The organism is Cupriavidus sp. UGS-1 (assembly GCF_021213615.1).
Lineage (GTDB): Bacteria > Pseudomonadota > Gammaproteobacteria > Burkholderiales > Burkholderiaceae > Cupriavidus.
The window spans coordinates 1-18,400 of the sequence record NZ_JAJQJF010000024.1 but is presented as its reverse complement, the minus strand read 5'-3'; the positions used below and the strand labels follow the sequence as shown (position 1 = coordinate 18,400).

Here is an 18,400-nt window from a genome sequence, read left to right as displayed (position 1 = left end):
GACAGCGCCCACGACAACGAGATCCAGGAGACCCCATGACCACCAAGCCGATCCCCTCATTCCAGCGACGCCGCCGGACCTGGCTGCGCGCCGGCCTGCTCGCCTTGTCCGCGCCGCTATGGGCCGCGCTCGCGCCCGCCGCCCTGGCCGCGTACCCGGACAAGCCGGTGCGCCTGGTGATTCCCTATCCCCCGGGCGGCGCCACCGACGTGATCGGCCGCATCGTCGCCGCACGGCTCGGCGAGGCGCTGGGACAGCAGGTCGTGGTCGAGAACCGCGGCGGCGCCGGCGGCAATATCGGCGCCGAGGCGGTCGCGAAGAGCGCGCCGGACGGCTACACGCTGCTGATGGGCGCGCTGACCTCGCATTCGACGATGGCGACGCTGGAGAAGGGGCGGCTGCGCTACGATCTGCTGAAGGACTTCGTGCCGGTGATGGTGGTCGGCTCGGTGCCGCTGGTCGTGGTGGTCAATCCGCAGTTGCCGGTCACCACGCTGCAGCAGCTGATCCAGTACGGCAAGGCCAATCCCGGCAAGCTGAACTACGCGAGCTCGGGCGCCGGCGCGCCGCAGCGGATGGCGGCCGAGATCTTCCGCAAGGAGGCCGGCATCGACATGGTGCACGTGCCGTACAAGGGCAGCGGCCCGGCCATGACCGACCTGGTCGCCGGACAGGTCAACATGATGGTCGAGACCGTGCCGGCGGCGCAGCCCTTCATCAAGAGCGGCCAGCTGCGGCCGGTCGCGGTGGCGGCGGCGAAACGGATCTCGATGCTGCCGGACGTGCCGGCGGCCGGCGAGAGCGGCATGCCGGCGCTCGATGTCAGCTCGACCTTTGGCGTGCTGGCGCCGGCCGGCACGCCGGCGCCGGTGGTGCAGCGGCTGAACGCCGCGCTGGCGAAGATGCTGCAGATGCCGGCGGTCAAGGCGCAATTGCTGCAGCAGGGCGTCTACGCGTTGCCCGCGACCACGCCGGACAAGGCCGCCGAGCGGCTGCGCGACGAGGTCAGCCGCTGGCAGAAGGTGATCACCGACGCCGGCATCGAATCGGACAGCTGAAGCCGATTCCGCATTCATCTCGTCGTTCCCGCGCACGCGGGAACCCAGCGTCTTTTTAAGTCACTGGGTCCCCGCCTGCGCGGGGACGACATCGTTTGACAGGCATTCGCGAAACCGATCATTTCCGCACCCACCATGAGCACGATTTCGAAGACACCCGACGCATCCGGCAATGACAAGCGACGCGATACGCCCAGCGATACCCGAGGCGATACCCGGCCCGACACCGGCCTGCGCCAGGGCCTGACCAACTACGGCGACCAGGGCTTCTCGCTGTTCCTGCGCAAGGCCTTCATCAAGGGCTCGGGCTATACCGACGCCGCGCTCGAGCGGCCGGTGATCGGCATCGCGGATACCGGCAGCGCCTTCAACCCATGCCACGGCAACATGCCGCAGCTGATCGAGGCGGTCAAACGCGGCATCCTGCTGGCCGGCGGGCTGCCGATGCCGTTCCCGACGATCTCGATCCACGAGAGCTTCGCCGCGCCGACCAGCATGGTGCTGCGCAACCTGATGTCGATCGATACCGAGGAGATGATCCGCGCGCAGCCGATGGACGCGGTGGTGCTGATCGGCGGCTGCGACAAGACCGTGCCGGCGCAGCTGATGGGCGCGGCCTCGGCGGGCGTGCCGGCGATCCAGCTGGTGACCGGCGCGATGCTGACCGGCTCGCATCGCGGCGAGCGGGTCGGCGCCTGTACCGATTGCCGCCGCTACTGGGGCAAGTTCCGCGCGGGCGAGATCGACGCGCACGAGACCGCGCAGGTCAACGACCAGCTGGTCGCCAGCGTCGGCACCTGTTCGGTGATGGGCACCGCCAGCACGATGGCCTGCCTGACCGAGGCGATGGGCATGAGCCTACCCGGTGCCGCCACGCCGCCGGCCGTCACCGCCGATCGCATCCGCATCGCCGAGCTGACCGGCACCCGCGCGGTCGCGATGGCGCGCGATCGGCTGACCATCGACAAGGTGCTGACGCCGGCCGCGTTCGAGAATGCGATGCGCGTGCTGCTGGCGATCGGCGGCTCGACCAACGGCATCGTGCACCTGGCCGCGATTGCGGGCCGCATGGGGCTGGACATCGACATGCAGGCGCTGGACCGCATGGGCCGCGAGACGCCGGTGCTGCTCGACCTGAAGCCCAGCGGCCAGCACTACATGGAGGACTTCCACAAGGCCGGCGGCATGGCCACGCTGCTGCGCGAGCTGCGGCCGCTGCTGCGGCTCGATGCGCTGACCGTCACGGGACGCACGCTGGGCGAGGAGCTCGACGCCGCCGGGCCGGGCTTCGCGCAGGACGTGGTGCGCCCGATCGCCGATCCGATCTATCCGCAGGGCGGCATCGCCGTGCTCGGCGGCAACCTGGCGCCGGGCGGCGCGATCATCAAGCAGTCCGCCGCCGACGCCGCGCTGATGGAGCACGAGGGGCGCGCGGTGGTGTTCGAGCATTCGCAGGACCTGGTCGAGCGCATCGACGGCGACGATCTCGACGTCAACGCCGACGATGTGCTGGTGCTGAAGAACATCGGACCGAAGGGCGCGCCCGGCATGCCGGAAGCCGGCTATATCCCGATCCCGCGCAAGCTGGCGCGCGCCGGCGTCAAGGACATGGTGCGGATCTCGGACGGGCGCATGAGCGGCACCGCGTTCGGCACGGTGGTGCTGCATGTCACGCCGGAAGCCGCGGTGGGCGGACCGCTGGCCCTGGTGCGCACCGGCGACCGGATTCGCCTGAGCGTCAGCCGCCGCGAGCTGAGCCTGCTGGTGCCGGACGACGAGCTGGAACGGCGCCGTGCGGCCAGTCCGGTGCGCGAGCCGAGCGCACCGCGCGGCTATCTGAAGCTGTTCCTGCAGTCCGTGACGCAGGCGGACCGGGGCGTCGACTTCGACTTCCTGCGCGCCGCCGAGACGCGCGGCAAGACGCCTGGAACTCCGGAATGAGCGGCCCGCGCGCGTAGCGCGACGGCCGGCCGCCTAGCGCTGCCCGGTCGCGCTCGCCGCATGCTCGAGCAGCGTGCGCGACAGCGCGCCGTGCGCGGCGTGCGGCGACCACAGCAGGCCGACCTGCCGCACCGGCGCGCGCCCCGGCAGCGCAATGCGGGCGACGCGAATCCCTTCGGGCCAGGGCGGCGTCCAATCCGGCACCAGCGACACGCCGATGCCCTGGTCCACCATCGTCGCGATCGCGTTCAGCGCGTCGATCTCGAGCCGTTCGTGCGGCACGATGTTGTGCTCGTGCAGATAGCGGTCGGCGACCATGCCGCCCCACATGCCGCGGTCGTAGCGGATAAAGGGCTCGGTCGCCAGCAGCTCGTGCGCGCCGCGCTCGGCCATCGACTCGGGCGCCAGCACGATGAAGGGCTCGCGCACCAGCACGTGCCACTCGAACGCCTTCGGGATCGCGAACTGCGGCGCGACGATGATGCCGGCATCGAGATCGCCGCCGACGATGCGGCGATACAGGTGCGACGACGAACCGGGTTCGACGAAGATCTTCAACCGCGGATGCGCGGCATAGACGCGCTTGAGGATCGGCGGCAGCAGACCGGTCAGCGCCGAGGTCGATACGCCCAGCCGCAGTTCCCCCAGCAGGCTGTCGTCGTGCGCGACCGCGTTCAGGTCGCGCACATCGCGCACCACCGCGCGCGCCTTCGGCAGGATGCGCAGCCCGCCCTGGGTCGGCACCACGGTGCGGCCGGCGCGCTGCACCAGCGGCGTATCCAGCGATTCTTCCAGTGCCTTGACCCGCGCCGCGATGGCGGCCGGCGTCAGGCCCAGGCGTCGCGCCGCTTCGGCGAACGAGCCGTGCTCGACCACGGCGACGAAACTCTGCAGGTAGCGAATGTCCACGGCAGGCAGGCCTCTGGTTGTCTCTCGTTGTTGTCGTAGGGGGGGCGCGGCAAATCTTAGCAAAGGGTGCGCGCCAGATCGGTCCGGCTGGAACGCAAAAAACTTTATCGTTTGAAGCAGCCGTCCGATGCTGTTTTCGCGGGGTGGCGGTTCCTAGAATGGGCTCCATTCGACCAGGTGGCCAAGACCGCCAACCAGGCCCGCATCGCTATCGATGTCGTTGCCGCGCAGGCGGCAACCCAGCGCCTTTCCGCGTCCGTCTTTCCGCGCTCATCTTTGCGCGCAATGGGAAGCCGCTGGGTCCCCGCCTTCGCGGGGACGACATGGAGAGCGCCCATCCCCGGAGACAGCCATGATCCAGTCCGCCCGCCCACGCGGCGTCTTTTCCCCCGTGCTGACGCCGTTCACCGACGGCTATGCGCCGGATGCCGAGCGTTTGGTGCGGCATTGCCACTGGCTGATCGAGCAGGGCGTCGGCCTGGCCGTGTTCGGCACCAACTCCGAGGCCAATTCGTTGTCGCTGGACGAGAAGCGCGCGCTGCTGGATCGTCTGCTGGAGGCCGGCATCCCGCCGGATCGCCTGATGCCGGGCACCGGGGCCTGCGCGCTGCCGGACGCCATTGCACTGACGCGCCACGCGGTGGCGGCCGGCTGCGCCGGCGTGCTGATGCTGCCGCCGTTCTACTACAAGGGCGTCAGCGACGATGGCCTGTTCCGCGCGTTTGCGCAGGTCATCGAGGCGGTTGGCGAGGGGAGCGGCAACGAGCGGCTGCGCATCTACCTGTATCACATCCCCGCGGTCAGCCAGGTGCCGCTCGGCCTGGACCTGATCGACCGGCTGCTGAGCGCCTATCCCGGCATCGTCGCCGGCATCAAGGACAGCTCCGGCGACCTCGCCAACACGCGCGCGATGATCGAGCGCTTCGGCGCGCGCGGCTTCGATGTCTTCGCCGGTACCGAGGCGATCCTGCTGGAGACGATGCGCGCGGGCGGGGCGGGTTGCATCACCGCGACCGGCAACGTCAATCCCGGGCCGATTGTCGACCTGTACGACAACTGGCAGGCGTCCGATGCCGATGCGCGCCAGGCCGCGCTGAACCGCACGCGCGCGGCCTTCCAGCAATTCCCGATGATCGCCGCGATGAAGGAGGCGATCGCGGTGCAGAGCGCCGACGGCGGCTGGCGCACGGTGCGGCCGCCGCTGACCGAGCTGCAGCAAGGCCAGCGCGCGCTGCTACGCCAGGCGCTCGATGCGCTCGGCTTCGCGATGCCGGGCGCGGAGCGGCTCGCGGCCTGATGTCGGCCGGCGCGTAACGCCGCGATTCGCGCAATGACACAGGCAGCGACACAGGCAGCGACACAGGCAGCAAGACATACACCAGCACACACAACGACAACACCAGGAGACGACATGATGTTCGCTACCCAGCCATGCCGGCGTCCCGCCGGCCTTCGCCTCGCGCTGTGCGCATCCGTGGCCGGATTCGCCATCGCCGCGTCGACGGCGGTCCCCGCGGCGGCCGCCACCGACACGTTCCCGAGCAAGCCGATCCGCGTGGTGGTCGGCTTTGCGCCCGGCGGCGGCGCGGACATCGTGGCGCGCCAGCTCGGCGCGCAATTGTCGAAGCAGATGGGGCAGTCGGTCGTCATCGAGAACCGGCCCGGCGCGACCGGCACGATTGCGGCGTCGAACGTCGCGCAATCGCCGGCGGACGGCTATTCGATGATGCTGGCCTCGCAATCGACCATGGTGATCGCGCCCAGCATGTACGCGAAGCTGCCGTTCGATCCGCTGAAGGACTTCATGCCGGTGACCCAGGTGGTATCGATGCCGCTGGTGATGGTGGTCAATCCATCGGTGCCGGCCAGCACAATCAAGGAGGTCGCCGACCTGGTGCGTGCCGGCAAGCTGACGAGCTACGCGTCGTCCGGGCCCGGCGGTCCGCAGCACATCGCCGGCGAGCTGTTCAACACGATGAGCGGCATCAAGCTGACGCACGTGCCATACAAGGGCGAGTCCTCGGCGCTGACCGATGTGATCGCCGGCAATGTGCCGGTGATGTTCGCCAACGTGCCGGTGGCCGCGCCGTTCATCCAGTCCGGCAAGCTCAAGGCGATCGCGGTATCGAGCCTGGCGCGCGCGCCGGGCCTGCCACAGGTGCCGACCGTCGCCGAGGCCGGCCTGAAGGACTTCGAGGTGCTGACCTGGTATGGCCTGTTCCTGCCCGCCAGCACGCCGCGCCCGATCGCCGCGCGCATCAGCGACGAGGTGGCCAAGGCGCTGAAGGAGCCGGGCCTGCGTGCCAAATTCGCCGAGCAGGGCCTGAACATCCTGGGCACCAATCCCGAGCAGTTCGGCAAGTTCATGACCGGAGAAGTGCCGAAATGGGCCGCGGTCGTCAAGGCGTCGAATATCCGGCCGGAATAAGCGTATCCGAGCAGAACGCTGAGCCAACGTTGTCGTCCCCGCGCAGGCGGGGACCCAGCCTCTTTGGAGGACGCTGGATTCCCGCGTGCGCGGGAACGACAGGATGGTTGTTCTCGATCTGCGTTCCCCTCCACCAAACCAGCCAATCCCCTCCCGTATGGAAGTTCGCCCTCCCGTCAGCCAAGACAAGACCCTGCTGGGGCCCTGCATCCGCCTGCATCCCGCCGACAACGTGCTGGTCGCGCGCATCGATGTCGGCATCGGCGCGCAGGTGCCGGGCCAGGCCTGGACCACGCGCGGCCAGGTGCCGGCCGGCCACAAGATCGCCGCGCGGGCGATCCGTGCCGGCGAGCCGATCGTCAAGTACAACGTCTGCATCGGCTTCGCCGCGACCGACATTGCGGCGGGCAGCTACGTGCATTCGCACAACGTCAGCTTCCAGGAGTACGAGCGCGACTACGCCTACGGCCGCGACTATGTGCCGGTGCAGCGCGTGCCGGCGTCGCGCCAGGCGATGTTCGACGGCATCGTGCGGCCCGATGGCCGCGTGGCGACGCGCAACTATGTCGGCATCCTGTCGACCGTCAATTGCTCGGCGACCGTGGTGCGCAAGATCGCCGAGTGGTTCACACCCGAGCGGCTGGCCGACTATCCGAATGTCGACGGCGTGGTCGCCTTCAGCCATTCGCTCGGCTGCGGCATGGAGATGACCGGCGAGCCGATGGACCTGCTGCGGCGGACCATGGCCGGCTACGCGCGCCACGCCAATCTCGGCGGCGCGCTGGTCGTCGGGCTGGGCTGCGAGCGCAACCAGCTGAAGGGCCTGCTCGAGACGCAGTCGCTGCGGGACGGCCCGATGCTGCGGACCTTCGTGATGCAGGACAGCGGCGGCACGCGCAAGACCATCGAGGCCGGCATCGCCGCGGTGATGGCGATGCTGCCCGAGGCCGACCGCGTCGAACGCCGGCCGGTGCCGGCCAGCCACCTGACGGTGGGCCTGCAGTGCGGCGGCTCGGACGGCTTTTCGTCGATTACCGCCAATCCGGCGCTCGGCGCCGCCGTCGATCTGCTGGTGCGCCACGGCGGCACTGCGATCCTGTCGGAGACGCCGGAGATCTATGGCGTCGAACACACGCTGACGCGGCGCGCGGTCAGCCGCGAAGTCGGCGAGAAGCTGGTCGAGCGGATCCGCTGGTGGAAGGACGAGTATTCGGTCGGGCGCGACGTGCAGATCAACGGGCAGGTCAGCCCCGGCAACCAGATGGGCGGGCTGGCGAACATCTTCGAGAAGTCGCTGGGCTCGTCGATGAAGGGCGGCACCGGGCCGCTGATGGCGGTCTACCGCTATGCCGAGCCGGTGACCGAGCACGGCCTGGTCTTCATGGATACGCCGGGCTACGACCCGGTGTCGGCCACCGGCCAGATCGCCGGCGGCGCCAACCTGATCGCGTTTACCACCGGGCGCGGCTCGATGTTCGGCGCCAAGCCGGTGCCCAGCGTCAAGCTGGCGACCAATTCGCCGATGTACCGCCGGCTGGAAGAGGACATGGACCTGAACTGCGGCAGCATCCTCGACGGCGACAAGACCATCGAGCAGGTCGGCGAGGAGATCTTCGCGCTGATGCTGCGCACCGCGTCGGGGCAGCGCTCGAAGAGCGAGCTGCTGGGGCTCGGCGACAACGAGTTCGTGCCCTGGCACATCGGCATCATGAGCTGATGCCGGCGGCCGGTGCCGGTGTTTACGCCGGCACCGGGACCGGGACCATGCCGGATCGGGCGGCGATGCGGCGATGCGGCGATGCGGCGATACGGCGGTGCGGTGATACGGCGGTGCGGTGATACGGCGGTGCGGTGATACGGCGGTGCGGCCGGACGGCAGGGCGCCTAGCCGGCGTCCCGCGCCGCCAGCAGCGCGTCGACCATCTCGGCAAAACCCTCGCCGCCGGCGGCCTCGGTCACATAGGCAGGTGGCACCGGCAGCAACGGCAGGATCTCGCGCACATTGGCCACGCCGACCGACAGGGGGAAGTGGGCGAACATCGACGCGTCGTTGGCCGAATCGCCGATGAATACCCATTCGTCGCGCCGGGCGTCGAGGTCGGCGCCCAGCAGCTCGGCCGCGCACAGGCGGCTGGTGCTCAGCTTGTCGTGCCGGCCGAACCAGCCGTTGACATGGATCGAGCTGACGGTGGCCGTCATGCCGGCCTCGCGCATCAGCGCGACGATGCGGTCGACCGCCGCGGGCGGCAGCGGCGCGACGTCCTCGGCGTGGTCGATCGCCAGGTCGGCTGCGTGCCAGTGCTGGTCGGAGGCCAGCGCGCAGCCCGGCACCTCGCGCAGGATCCGCTGCGCCAGTTCGTCGATGCGCCGCAGGTTGTGCGCGCGCGTCTGGGCGTCGTCGATGAAGCGCGTGACCAGCCGGCCGTCGCGCAGATGCGAGTAGAAGGCGCCGTTCTCGCCGATGATCGCGTCGACCGGCCACAGCCGCGTCAGGATCTCGGCCCAGGCGATGCAGCGGCCGGTCACCGGGATCACCTGCAGGCCCGCGTGCCGCAGGCGTTCGATCGCCAGGTAGGTCACGCCCGGCAGGCGGCCGGCGGTGGTCAGCGTGCCGTCGATATCGGTCAGCACGCCGCGCACGCGGCGCAGCGCGGCGGCGGGCAGGGCCGCCGGAAAGACGGGAAGGTCGGGGAGCGCGGGGGGCATTGGGCGGGTCGGCATGGCGGCGCATTGTACCTCGCATGTGGCGTGGCCTAAGCTATGTCACGGCGCTGTCATCTTGCCTTGGCCCCGGTCCGATTCGGCTCGAGGCCGCATGGACATTGGTAGAAACGCTCGGTTTCTCGGCGCGCGCTGGCGGAGTAACATCCGCTTGTCACAAAAAATGCATACATTCAGCCGGTTTCAGACTGGATGACGCAATAAACGAGGAGAGCCGTCGATGACCAACCCCCGCACCATCACCATCAAGCTCGCCGCCGCGGCTGCCGCCGTGGCCGCGCTGTCCGCCACCGGTGCCGCCCATGCCGCCGTCGAAGTCCAGTGGTGGCATGCGATGCAGGGCGCGTTGAACGACAAGGTCAACGAGGTTGCCAGCAAGTTCAACGCCAGCCAGACCGAATACAAGATCGTGCCGGTCAACAAGGGCAACTACGACGAGACGCTGGCCGCTGGCATCGCCGCCTTCCGCGCCGGCGGCGCCCCGGCGATCCTGCAGGTATTCGAGGTCGGCACCGCCACGATGATGAGCGCCAAGGGCGCGATCAAGCCGGTGTCCACCGTGATGAAGGAAGCCGGCGAGAAGTTCGACCAGAAGGTCTACATCCCCGCGGTGGCCGGCTACTACACGTCCGCCAAGGGCGAGATGCTGTCGTTCCCGTTCAACAGCTCGACCACGGTGTTCTACTACAACAAGGACGCCTTCAAGAAGGCCGGCCTCGATCCCGAGAAGCCGCCCAGGACCTGGCCCGAGGTGATGCAGTATTCGGCCAAGATCAAGGCCTCGGGCGGCAACTGCGCCTACACCACCGACTGGCAGGGCTGGGTCCACCTGGAAAGCTTCTCGGCCTGGCACAACACGCTGTACGCGACCAAGAACAACGGCTTCGGCGGCACCGACACGCGCCTGGTGTTCAATAGCCCGCTGCATGTCAAGCACATCGGCAATCTGCAGGACATGGTCAAGAAGGGCTACTTCAGCTATGGCGGCCGCAAGGCGGAGTCGGGCGCCAAGTTCTTCAACGGCGAATGCGCGATGTTCACCGGCTCGTCGGCGACGCTGGCCAACGTGCGCAAGAACGCCAAGTTCGCCTTCGGCGTGTCGCAGCTGCCGTACTACCCGGACGTGCAGGGTGCCCCGCAGAACACCATCATCGGCGGCGCCTCGCTGTGGGTGATGGCCGGCCGCAAGCCCGAGGAATACAAGGGCGTGGCCAAGTTCTTCACCTTCCTGTCGCGCCCCGAAGTCCAGGCCGACTGGCACCAGGCCACCGGCTATCTGCCGGTCACGATGGCCGCCTACGAGCTGACCAGGAAGTCCGGCTTCTATGAGAAGAATCCGGGCGCCGACGTGTCGGTGCAGCAGATGGTCGTCAAGACCACCGACAAGTCGCGCGGCGTGCGTCTGGGCAATATGGTCCAGGTGCGCACCGTGGTCGACGAGGAACTGGAAGCGGTCTGGGCCGGCAAGAAGGAGCCCAAGGAAGCGCTCGATACCGCGGTCAAGCGCGGCAACGAGCTGCTCGAACGCTTCCAGCGCACCGCCAAGGAGTAAGCGGCGGCAGGCGATCGGCGCCACGGTTTGCCCGCCGGTCCGCCGCCTGCGATCCCTGTTTCCATCGGAACCTGCCGCCGTGTCCTGGGACCGGCGGCAGCCTGATTTCCCCCGGGGCGCCGCGACGGCGCTCCCTTGCCATCGCCACGCATGGAAAAACGCGTCGTCTTCCGTTCGCCCTGGCTGCCGTATCTGCTGGTGCTGCCGCAGATCGCGATCACGCTGATCTTCTTCTTCTGGCCCGCCGGCCAGGCGCTGTACCAGTCCGTGCTGCAGCAGGACGCCTTCGGCATCAGCCTCGAATACGTCGGCGCGGCCAACTTCATGACGCTGTGGAACGACCCGAACTACATCGAGTCGTTCCGCGTGACCGCCATTTTCGCGGTCGGGGTGGCGCTGCTGGGCATGTCGTTCGCGCTGCTGCTGGCCTATTTCGCCGATCGCGCGCTGCGCGGCGCGGTCGCCTACAAGACGCTGCTGATCTGGCCGTATGCGGTGGCGCCGGCGGTGGCCGGCGTGCTGTGGATGTTCCTGTTCAATCCGACGCTGGGCATCGTCTCGTACGTGCTGCGCCAGATGGGCGTGGACTGGAACTTCCTGCTCAACGGCGACCAGGCGATGCTGCTGGTGATCATCGCCGCCGCTTGGAAGCAGGTCAGCTACAACTTCCTGTTCTTCCTGGCCGGGCTGCAGAGCATCCCGCGCTCGCTGATCGAGGCGGCGGCGATCGACGGCGCCGGACCGTGGCGCCGCTTCTGGTCGATCGTGTTCCCGCTGCTGTCGCCGACCACGTTCTTCCTGATGGTGATCAACGTGGTGTACGCGTTCTTCGATACCTTCGCGATCATCGATGCGGTCACGCACGGCGGGCCGTTCAATTCGACCAACACGCTGGTCTACAAGGTCTATCACGACGGTTTCCGCGGCATGGACATCGGCGGCTCGGCGGCGCAGTCGGTGGTGCTGATGGCGATCGTGATCGCGCTGACCGTGGTGCAGTTCCGCTACGTCGAACGGCGCGTCCAGTATTGAACGGCGGCCGATGAATACGGCAATGAAGACCGCAGACAGGTATCCCTCATGGTAGAACGGCGTCCCTTCCTCGATTTCCTGACCCACGTGGTGCTGATCGTCGGCATCCTGATCGTGGCCTTTCCGGTCTACGTGACCTTCGTCGCCTCGACGCTGACCGCCGAGCAGGTGCTGGACGCGCCGATGACGCTGATCCCCGGCCCGCATCTGCTGGACAACTACCGCACCGTGCTGTTCGAGGGCGTCGGCGTGGCCGCGGCGCCGGTGTCGACGATGCTGATGAACAGCATGATCATGGCGCTGGGCATTTCGCTGGGCAAGATCGCGATCTCGATCATCTCGGCCTTCGCGGTGGTGTACTTCAAGTTCCCGCTGCGCAAGACCTTCTTCTGGATGATCTTCATCACGCTGATGCTGCCGGTCGAGGTCCGCATCCTGCCGACCTACGAGGTGGTGTCGGACCTCGGCATGCTCGACAGCTACGTCGGCCTGACGGTGCCGCTGATCGCGTCGGCGACCGCGACCTTCCTGTTCCGCCAGTTCTTCCTGACCGTGCCCGACGAGCTGGCCGAGGCCGCGCGCATCGATGGCGCCGGGCCGATGCGGTTCTTCCTCGACGTGCTGCTGCCGCTGTCCAAGACCAGCATCGCGGCGCTGTTCGTGATCCAGTTCATCTACGGCTGGAACCAGTACCTGTGGCCGCTCCTGATCACCACGCAGAAGTCGATGATCCCGGTGGTGGTCGGCGTCACGCAGATGATCTCGCGCTCGGGCGATGCCGCCACAGAGTGGAACCTGGTGATGGCGACCGTGCTGCTGGCGATGATCCCGCCCGCGGTGGTGGTGATCCTGATGCAGAAGTGGTTTGTGAAGGGATTGGTGGAGACCGAGAAGTAAGGGGAAGACTGTCACGATCCTCCATCCGCGATGGTTTTCGCCCCTCTCCCGCTCGCGGGAGAGGGGCGGGGGAGAGGGCAACGGGCGCCGGAATTCGCGAACGCGCCCGCGGCGTCAACCGCCGTTTCCCTCTCTCCCAACCCCTCTCCCGCAAGCGGGAGAGGGGAGTAAATGCGTAAGGTCGCATCGATCGATATCGAACAGAACAACAGAAACACATGGCAAAACTGTCGCTCCGAAACGTACAGAAGACCTACGCCGGCAATGTCACGGCCGTGCATGGCATCGACATGGAGATCGACGATGGCGAGTTCATCGTGATCGTCGGCCCGTCGGGCTGCGGCAAGTCGACGCTGCTGCGGATGGTCGCGGGGCTCGAGACCATCACCGGCGGCGAGGTCCATATCGGCGATCGCGTCGTCAATCGGCTGGAGCCGGCCGAGCGCGATATCGCGATGGTGTTCCAGAACTACGCGCTGTATCCGCACATGACCGTCTACGACAACATGGCGTACGGCCTGAAGATCCGCGGCATGCCGAAGGCCGAGATCGAACAGCGCGTGCGCCATGCGGCCGGCATTCTCGAGCTGGCGCCGCTGCTCGAGCGCAAGCCGCGCCAGCTGTCGGGCGGCCAGCGCCAGCGGGTGGCGATGGGGCGGGCGATCGTGCGCGAGCCGGCGGTATTCCTGTTCGACGAGCCGCTGTCCAACCTGGACGCCAAGCTGCGCGTGCAGATGCGGCTGGAGCTGAAGGAGCTGCATCGGCGGCTGCGCACCACCAGCCTCTATGTCACGCACGACCAGGTCGAGGCGATGACGCTGGCCGACCGGATGATGGTGCTCAACGGCGGACGCGTCGAGCAGATCGGCACGCCGCTCGAGGTCTATGCGCGGCCCGCCAGCATCTTCGTCGCCGGCTTCATCGGCTCGCCGCCGATGAACCTGATTCCGGTGGCGCGCAACGAGGCGGGGCAGGGCACGGTACCTTCGGGTGTGCCATCGGACGCGCAGATGCGCGTGCTTGGCGCGGACGGCAAGCCGTCGGACGCGACGCTGGGCCATCTGCCGATGGGGCTGCATCTGCCGCAGCAGGCGCTGCTGGGCCTGCGGCCCGAACATCTGGAACCGTGCGCGGCCCACGAGGCCATCGCGCGGATCGACGTGCGCGTGGTCGAGGCGCTGGGCGCGGACTCGTTCGCCTACGGCACGCTCGGCGGCCAGCAGGTGGTGGTCCGTCTCGATAGCCATATGCACGTGCGCGCGGGCGAGCAGCTGCCGGTGACGGCATCGGCCGACCATCTGCACTTCTTCGACCATGCCAGCGGCAAGCGGATCGAGAAGCGGATCGAGGCCTGAGATGGCGACCACGCTTCCCCCCTGGCCCTATCCGCGCACGATCGCCCATCGCGGCGCCGGCAAGCTGGCGCCCGAGAACACGCTGGCGGCGTTCCGCCACGGCGCCTCGTTCGGCTATCGGATGTTCGAGTTCGACGTCAAGCTGTCGGCCGATGGCAAGCCGGTGCTGCTGCACGACGCGACGCTGGATCGCACCACCAGCGGCCGCGGCCGCGTCGACGCGCTGACGCTGGGCGAGCTGGCGCAGCTCGACGCGGGCAGCTGGCATAGCCCGGCCTATGCCGGCGAACCGATCCCGACGCTGGCGGCGATCGCCGCCTACACGCGCGCCAACGGCCTGCACGTCAATATCGAGATCAAGCCGGTGCCCGGTACCGAGGCGCGCACCGGCGCCGCGGTGGCGCTCGACGCGCTGGCGCTGTGGGCCGGCGCCGCCGTGCCGCCGCTGCTGTCGTCGTTCTCGGAGACGGCGCTCGAGGCGGCGCGCCGGGTCGCGCCGGACCTGCCGCGCGCGCTGCTGCTCGACACGCTGCCAGCCGACTGGCGGGACCGGCTGGCGCGGCTGGGCTGCGTCGCGCTGGATGCCAATCACCGGGAACTGGACCAAGACGTGATTGAAGAGGCGCATCAGGCCGGTTATCGGGTCGCCTGCTATACCGTCAACGACCCTGACCGGGCCACGGCTTTGCTGGCCTGGGGCGTCGACGCGGTGATTACGGACGCGGTCGACCTTATTGCGCCGCAGCACGGAAATAAAAGCCGGGGTGAATCAGGAATGAAAGCCGGCTGAAAGAAAGCGAGGGGATTTCGCAACAGCCATTCCCTGTTCCAGACGGGGTTTTCGGCCCGGAAAACCGGCAAGGCGCGCAATACCGCGGGAAATCGTTGGATCGGTGTTGCACTACAGGAAAAGAGCGGTGGACGTTTGCGCAAACGTGCTATTCTTACGCGCAGTGAAGACTTAGGTCCTTCCCCGCACAACTTGCCCTTCCGGGCTTCTGCGCGCCGGCACCCCAGTGGTGCCGTTTGCTTAGGGGCCTCCAAGAGTTGTTTGCAATCCGCTAACCGGTCAAGCCGTGTCGCGGAAGGTTGATAAACCCGCTTAACTTCGGCATACCCGAAGAATAGTGAGCGCCCCATGATGCAGCAGTATCAGAGCAATTCGTACCTCTTCGGCGGCAACGCGCCGTACGTGGAAGAGCTGTACGAAGCCTACCTCCAGAATCCCGCCTCCGTCCCCGACAACTGGCGCGCGTACTTCGACGCGATGCAGAACGTGCCGGCCGCGAACGGCACCGCCTCGCGAGACATTCCCCACGCCCCGATCGTCGCCTCGTTCGCCGAGCGCGCCAAGCAGGGCCCGATCCGCACCATCGTCGCCTCGGCCGATGCCGACATGGGCCGCAAGCGCGTCGCCGCGACCCAGCTGATCGCCGCCTACCGCAACATCGGTTCGCACTGGGCCGACCTCGATCCGCTCAAGCGCCAGGAGCGTCCGCCCCTGCCGGATCTGGATCCCGCCTTCTACGGCTTCTCCGAGGCCGACCTCGACATCGTCTTCAATGCCAGCAATACCTATTTCGGCAAGGAGTCGATGAGCCTGCGCGAGCTGCTGCAGAACCTGCGCGAGACGTATTGCAGCAGCATCGGCGCCGAATTCATGTACATCAGCGACCAGGCGCAGAAGCGCTGGTGGCAGGAGCGCCTCGAATCGACGCGCGCCCGTCCGGTGTTCACGGCCGAGAAGAAAAAGCACATCCTCGAGCGCCTGACCGCCGCCGAAGGCCTCGAGCGCTTCCTGCATACCAAGTACGTCGGCCAGAAGCGCTTCTCGCTGGAAGGCGGCGAGAGCTTCATCGCCGCGATGGACGAGCTGATCCAGCGCGCCGGCAAGCAGGGCGTGCAGGAAATCGTCATCGGCATGGCCCACCGTGGCCGCCTGAACGTGCTGGTCAACACGCTGGGCAAGATGCCCGCCGACCTGTTCGCCGAATTCGAAGGCAAGCACGTCGACGATCTGCCGGCAGGCGACGTCAAGTACCACAAGGGCTTCTCCAGCGATGTGTCGACCGAAGGCGGCCCGGTCCACCTGTCGCTCGCCTTCAACCCGTCGCACCTGGAAATCGTCAACCCGGTGGTCGAGGGTTCGGCCAAGGCGCGCCAGGAGCGCCGCGGCGAAGCCGGCCATCGCGAGGTGCTGCCGGTGCAGGTGCACGGCGACGCGGCCTTCGCCGGCCAGGGCGTCGTGATGGAAACGCTGAACCTGGCCCAGACCCGCGGCTACGGTACCGGCGGCACGATGCACATCGTGATCAACAACCAGATCGGCTTCACCACCTCGGACCCGCGCGACGCCCGTTCGACGCTGTACTGTACCGACGTGGTCAAGATGATCGAAGCGCCGGTGCTGCACGTCAACGGCGACGATCCCGAGGCCGTCGTGTTCGCGATGCAGCTGGCGGTGGACTACCGCATGGAGTTCAAGAAGGATGTCGTCGTCGACATCATCTGCTTCCGCAAGCTGGGCCACAACGAGCAGGACACCCCGGCGGTCACGCAGCCGCTGATGTACAAGAAGATCTCGCAGCATCCGGGCACGCGCAAGGTCTACGCCGACAAGCTGGCCACGCAGAACGTGGTGCCGGCCGACTTCGGCGACGAGCTGGTCAAGGCCTACCGCGCCGCGATGGACGCGGGCAAGCACACGGTCGACCCGGTGCTGTCGAACTTCAAGAACAAGTTCGCCGTCGACTGGATGCCGTTCCTGAACCGCAAGTGGACCGACGCCGCCGACACCGCCGTGCCGGTGACCGAACTGAAGCGCCTGGCCGAGCGGATCACGACGATCCCGGAACAGTTCAAGCTGCATCCGCTGGTCGAGAAGGTGATCAAGGACCGCGCCAACATGGGCCGCGGCGACCAGCCGCTGGACTGGGGCATGGGCGAGCACCTGGCCTTCGCCTCGCTGGTGGCCTCGGGCTATCCGGTGCGCATCACCGGCCAGGACGCCGGCCGCGGTACCTTCACGCACCGCCACGCCGTGCTGCATGACCAGAACCGCGAGCGCTGGGATGCGGGCTCGTACGTGCCGCTGCAGAACGTGTCGGAAGGCCAGGCTCCGTTCACCGTGATCGACTCGGTGCTGTCCGAGGAAGCGGTGCTGGGCTTCGAATACGGCTACTCGACCGCCGAGCCGAACGCGCTGGTGATCTGGGAAGCCCAGTTCGGCGACTTCGTCAACGGCGCGCAGGTCGTGATCGACCAGTTCATCTCGTCGGGCGAAGTCAAGTGGGGCCGCGCCTCGGGCCTGACGCTGATGCTGCCGCACGGCTACGAAGGCCAGGGTCCGGAACACAGCTCGGCGCGCATCGAGCGCTTCCTGCAACTGTGCGCGGACCACAATATGCAGGTCTGCCAGCCGACCACGCCGGCGCAGATCTTCCACCTGCTGCGCCGCCAGATGATCCGGCTGTTCCGCAAGCCGCTGGTCATCATGACGCCGAAGTCGCTGCTGCGTAACAAGGACGCGGTGTCGCCGCTGTCGGATCTGGCCAAGGGCCATTTCGAGACCGTGATCGGCGAGCAGGAAGAACTGAACGCCAGCAAGGTCAAGCGCGTGATCATGTGCTCGGGCAAGGTCTATTACGACCTGGTCGCGACGCGCAAGGAGCGGGGCGCCAGCGATGTCGCCGTCATCCGCCTCGAGCAGCTCTATCCGTTCCCGCACAAGGCGGTGGCCGCCGAACTGAAGAAGTATCCGAACGCCACCGAGATCGTGTGGTGCCAGGACGAGCCGCAGAACCAGGGCGCCTGGTTCTTCGTCCAGCACTACATCATGGAGAACATGACGGAAGGGCAGAAGCTGGGCTACGCCGGCCGTCCGGCGTCGGCTTCGCCGGCCGTGGGCTACTACGCCAAGCACAACGAGCAACAGAAGGCGCTGCTGGACGCGGCGTTCTCCAAGCTCAAGGGCTTCGTGCTGAGCAAGTAAGCGCCAGTGCGGGCAGGGCGCGCCGGTTGGCGGGCCCTGCCGCGCTGCGCTTGCCGCCGTGCTTGCACTTGCGCCCCTGCAATCCCCGACGCATCGCATCGAACGCATCGAATCGCGCGCCAGTCGCCCGCATCCGCCGCGACTGCGCCGGTTCGCCCCGAATACCGCTGCATACACGCATTTACCGAGGAAACTCACACCATGGCCATTGTTGACGTCAAGGTCCCGCAACTGTCCGAATCCGTCGCCGAGGCGACTCTGCTGAACTGGAAGAAGAAGCCCGGCGAAGCGGTCGCGCAGGACGAAATCCTGATCGAAATCGAGACCGACAAGGTCGTGCTCGAAGTGCCGGCACCGTCCGCGGGCGTGCTGTCGCAGATCGTCAAGAACGACGGCGACACCGTGACGGCCGATGAAGTCATCGCCAAGATCGATACCGAGGCCACCGCTGGCGCCGCCGCTCCGGCCGCCGCCGCACCGGCACCCGCTGCCGCACCGGCACCGGCTCCGGCCGCC

At 67.7% G+C, this 18,400-nt stretch carries 14 protein-coding genes; 12 read left to right on the top strand and 2 right to left on the bottom strand.

Going from position 1 to position 18,400, the window contains the following annotated elements:
* Window positions 1-35 precede the first annotated feature (35 nt).
* Window positions 36-1,058: a tripartite tricarboxylate transporter substrate binding protein gene (locus tag LRR16_RS22600; protein ID WP_232207168.1), complete on the top strand. Its 1,023-nt coding sequence runs from the start codon at window positions 36-38 to the stop codon at window positions 1,056-1,058.
* A 135-nt stretch (window positions 1,059-1,193) separates the two neighbouring features.
* Complete coding sequence (locus LRR16_RS22595; protein WP_232207167.1) at window positions 1,194-2,999, top strand: IlvD/Edd family dehydratase; 1,806 nt, start codon at window positions 1,194-1,196, stop codon at window positions 2,997-2,999.
* Window positions 3,000-3,032: 33 nt separating this feature from the next.
* On the opposite strand, the gene LRR16_RS22590 is transcribed toward LRR16_RS22595, so the two are convergent.
* Entirely contained in the window at window positions 3,033-3,908 is an 876-nt protein-coding gene (locus tag LRR16_RS22590) for a LysR family transcriptional regulator (protein WP_064577299.1), read from the bottom strand.
* Between the two features lie 352 nt (window positions 3,909-4,260).
* On the opposite strand from LRR16_RS22590, the gene LRR16_RS22585 reads away from it, so the two are divergent.
* From LRR16_RS22585 to LRR16_RS22575, 3 genes are all read left to right on the top strand, one after another.
* On the top strand, window positions 4,261-5,205 hold the full coding sequence (locus LRR16_RS22585) for a dihydrodipicolinate synthase family protein (protein ID WP_232207166.1): 945 nt from the start codon (window positions 4,261-4,263) through the stop codon (window positions 5,203-5,205).
* A gap of 114 nt (window positions 5,206-5,319) precedes the next feature.
* Window positions 5,320-6,336 (top strand): tripartite tricarboxylate transporter substrate binding protein, encoded by a 1,017-nt coding sequence (locus tag LRR16_RS22580; protein ID WP_232207165.1) that lies wholly within the window; start codon window positions 5,320-5,322, stop codon window positions 6,334-6,336.
* 157 nt (window positions 6,337-6,493) lie between these two features.
* Complete coding sequence (locus tag LRR16_RS22575; protein WP_232207164.1) at window positions 6,494-8,053, top strand: UxaA family hydrolase; 1,560 nt, start codon at window positions 6,494-6,496, stop codon at window positions 8,051-8,053.
* 167 nt (window positions 8,054-8,220) lie between these two features.
* On the opposite strand, the gene LRR16_RS22570 is transcribed toward LRR16_RS22575, so the two are convergent.
* Window positions 8,221-9,042 (bottom strand): HAD-IIB family hydrolase, encoded by an 822-nt coding sequence (locus LRR16_RS22570; protein WP_232207163.1) that lies wholly within the window; start codon window positions 9,040-9,042, stop codon window positions 8,221-8,223.
* Window positions 9,043-9,277: 235 nt separating this feature from the next.
* Here LRR16_RS22570 and ugpB point away from each other — a divergent pair, with 235 nt between their 5' ends.
* From ugpB to LRR16_RS22535, 7 genes are all read left to right on the top strand, one after another.
* Window positions 9,278-10,609, top strand: coding sequence for a sn-glycerol-3-phosphate ABC transporter substrate-binding protein UgpB (gene ugpB, locus LRR16_RS22565; RefSeq protein ID WP_232207162.1), 1,332 nt, complete (start codon window positions 9,278-9,280; stop codon window positions 10,607-10,609).
* A 150-nt stretch (window positions 10,610-10,759) separates the two neighbouring features.
* Complete coding sequence (gene ugpA, locus LRR16_RS22560; RefSeq protein ID WP_006578418.1) at window positions 10,760-11,641, top strand: sn-glycerol-3-phosphate ABC transporter permease UgpA; 882 nt, start codon at window positions 10,760-10,762, stop codon at window positions 11,639-11,641.
* Between the two features lie 48 nt (window positions 11,642-11,689).
* Window positions 11,690-12,538 (top strand): sn-glycerol-3-phosphate ABC transporter permease UgpE, encoded by an 849-nt coding sequence (gene ugpE / locus LRR16_RS22555; RefSeq protein WP_006578417.1) that lies wholly within the window; start codon window positions 11,690-11,692, stop codon window positions 12,536-12,538.
* A gap of 218 nt (window positions 12,539-12,756) precedes the next feature.
* Window positions 12,757-13,893, top strand: coding sequence for a sn-glycerol-3-phosphate import ATP-binding protein UgpC (locus LRR16_RS22550; protein WP_006578416.1), 1,137 nt, complete (start codon window positions 12,757-12,759; stop codon window positions 13,891-13,893).
* Between the two features lies 1 nt (window position 13,894).
* Entirely contained in the window at window positions 13,895-14,683 is a 789-nt protein-coding gene (gene ugpQ / locus LRR16_RS22545; protein ID WP_232207161.1) for a glycerophosphodiester phosphodiesterase, read from the top strand.
* A 348-nt stretch (window positions 14,684-15,031) separates the two neighbouring features.
* Window positions 15,032-17,884 carry a 2-oxoglutarate dehydrogenase E1 component gene (locus LRR16_RS22540; protein WP_006578969.1) on the top strand — a complete coding sequence of 951 codons (2,853 nt, stop codon included), beginning with the start codon at window positions 15,032-15,034 and terminating at the stop codon, window positions 17,882-17,884.
* A 201-nt stretch (window positions 17,885-18,085) separates the two neighbouring features.
* The coding region (locus LRR16_RS22535; protein ID WP_304524548.1) for a biotin/lipoyl-containing protein at window positions 18,086-18,400 on the top strand (315 nt) is incomplete at its 3' end.

Bases quoted from the DNA above. Each gene is read 5' to 3' on its own strand.
- LRR16_RS22600 (WP_232207168.1), top strand. From the start codon at position 36: ATGACCACCAAGCCGATCCCCTCATTCCAGCGACGCCGCCGGACCTGG.
- LRR16_RS22595 (WP_232207167.1), top strand. From the start codon at position 1,194: ATGAGCACGATTTCGAAGACACCCGACGCATCCGGCAATGACAAGCGA.
- LRR16_RS22585 (WP_232207166.1), top strand. From the start codon at position 4,261: ATGATCCAGTCCGCCCGCCCACGCGGCGTCTTTTCCCCCGTGCTGACG.
- LRR16_RS22580 (WP_232207165.1), top strand. From the start codon at position 5,320: ATGATGTTCGCTACCCAGCCATGCCGGCGTCCCGCCGGCCTTCGCCTC.
- LRR16_RS22575 (WP_232207164.1), top strand. From the start codon at position 6,494: ATGGAAGTTCGCCCTCCCGTCAGCCAAGACAAGACCCTGCTGGGGCCC.
- LRR16_RS22570 (WP_232207163.1), bottom strand. From the start codon at position 9,042: ATGCCCCCCGCGCTCCCCGACCTTCCCGTCTTTCCGGCGGCCCTGCCC.
- ugpB (WP_232207162.1), top strand. From the start codon at position 9,278: ATGACCAACCCCCGCACCATCACCATCAAGCTCGCCGCCGCGGCTGCC.
- ugpA (WP_006578418.1), top strand. From the start codon at position 10,760: ATGGAAAAACGCGTCGTCTTCCGTTCGCCCTGGCTGCCGTATCTGCTG.
- ugpE (WP_006578417.1), top strand. From the start codon at position 11,690: ATGGTAGAACGGCGTCCCTTCCTCGATTTCCTGACCCACGTGGTGCTG.
- LRR16_RS22550 (WP_006578416.1), top strand. From the start codon at position 12,757: ATGGCAAAACTGTCGCTCCGAAACGTACAGAAGACCTACGCCGGCAAT.
- ugpQ (WP_232207161.1), top strand. From the start codon at position 13,895: ATGGCGACCACGCTTCCCCCCTGGCCCTATCCGCGCACGATCGCCCAT.
- LRR16_RS22540 (WP_006578969.1), top strand. From the start codon at position 15,032: ATGATGCAGCAGTATCAGAGCAATTCGTACCTCTTCGGCGGCAACGCG.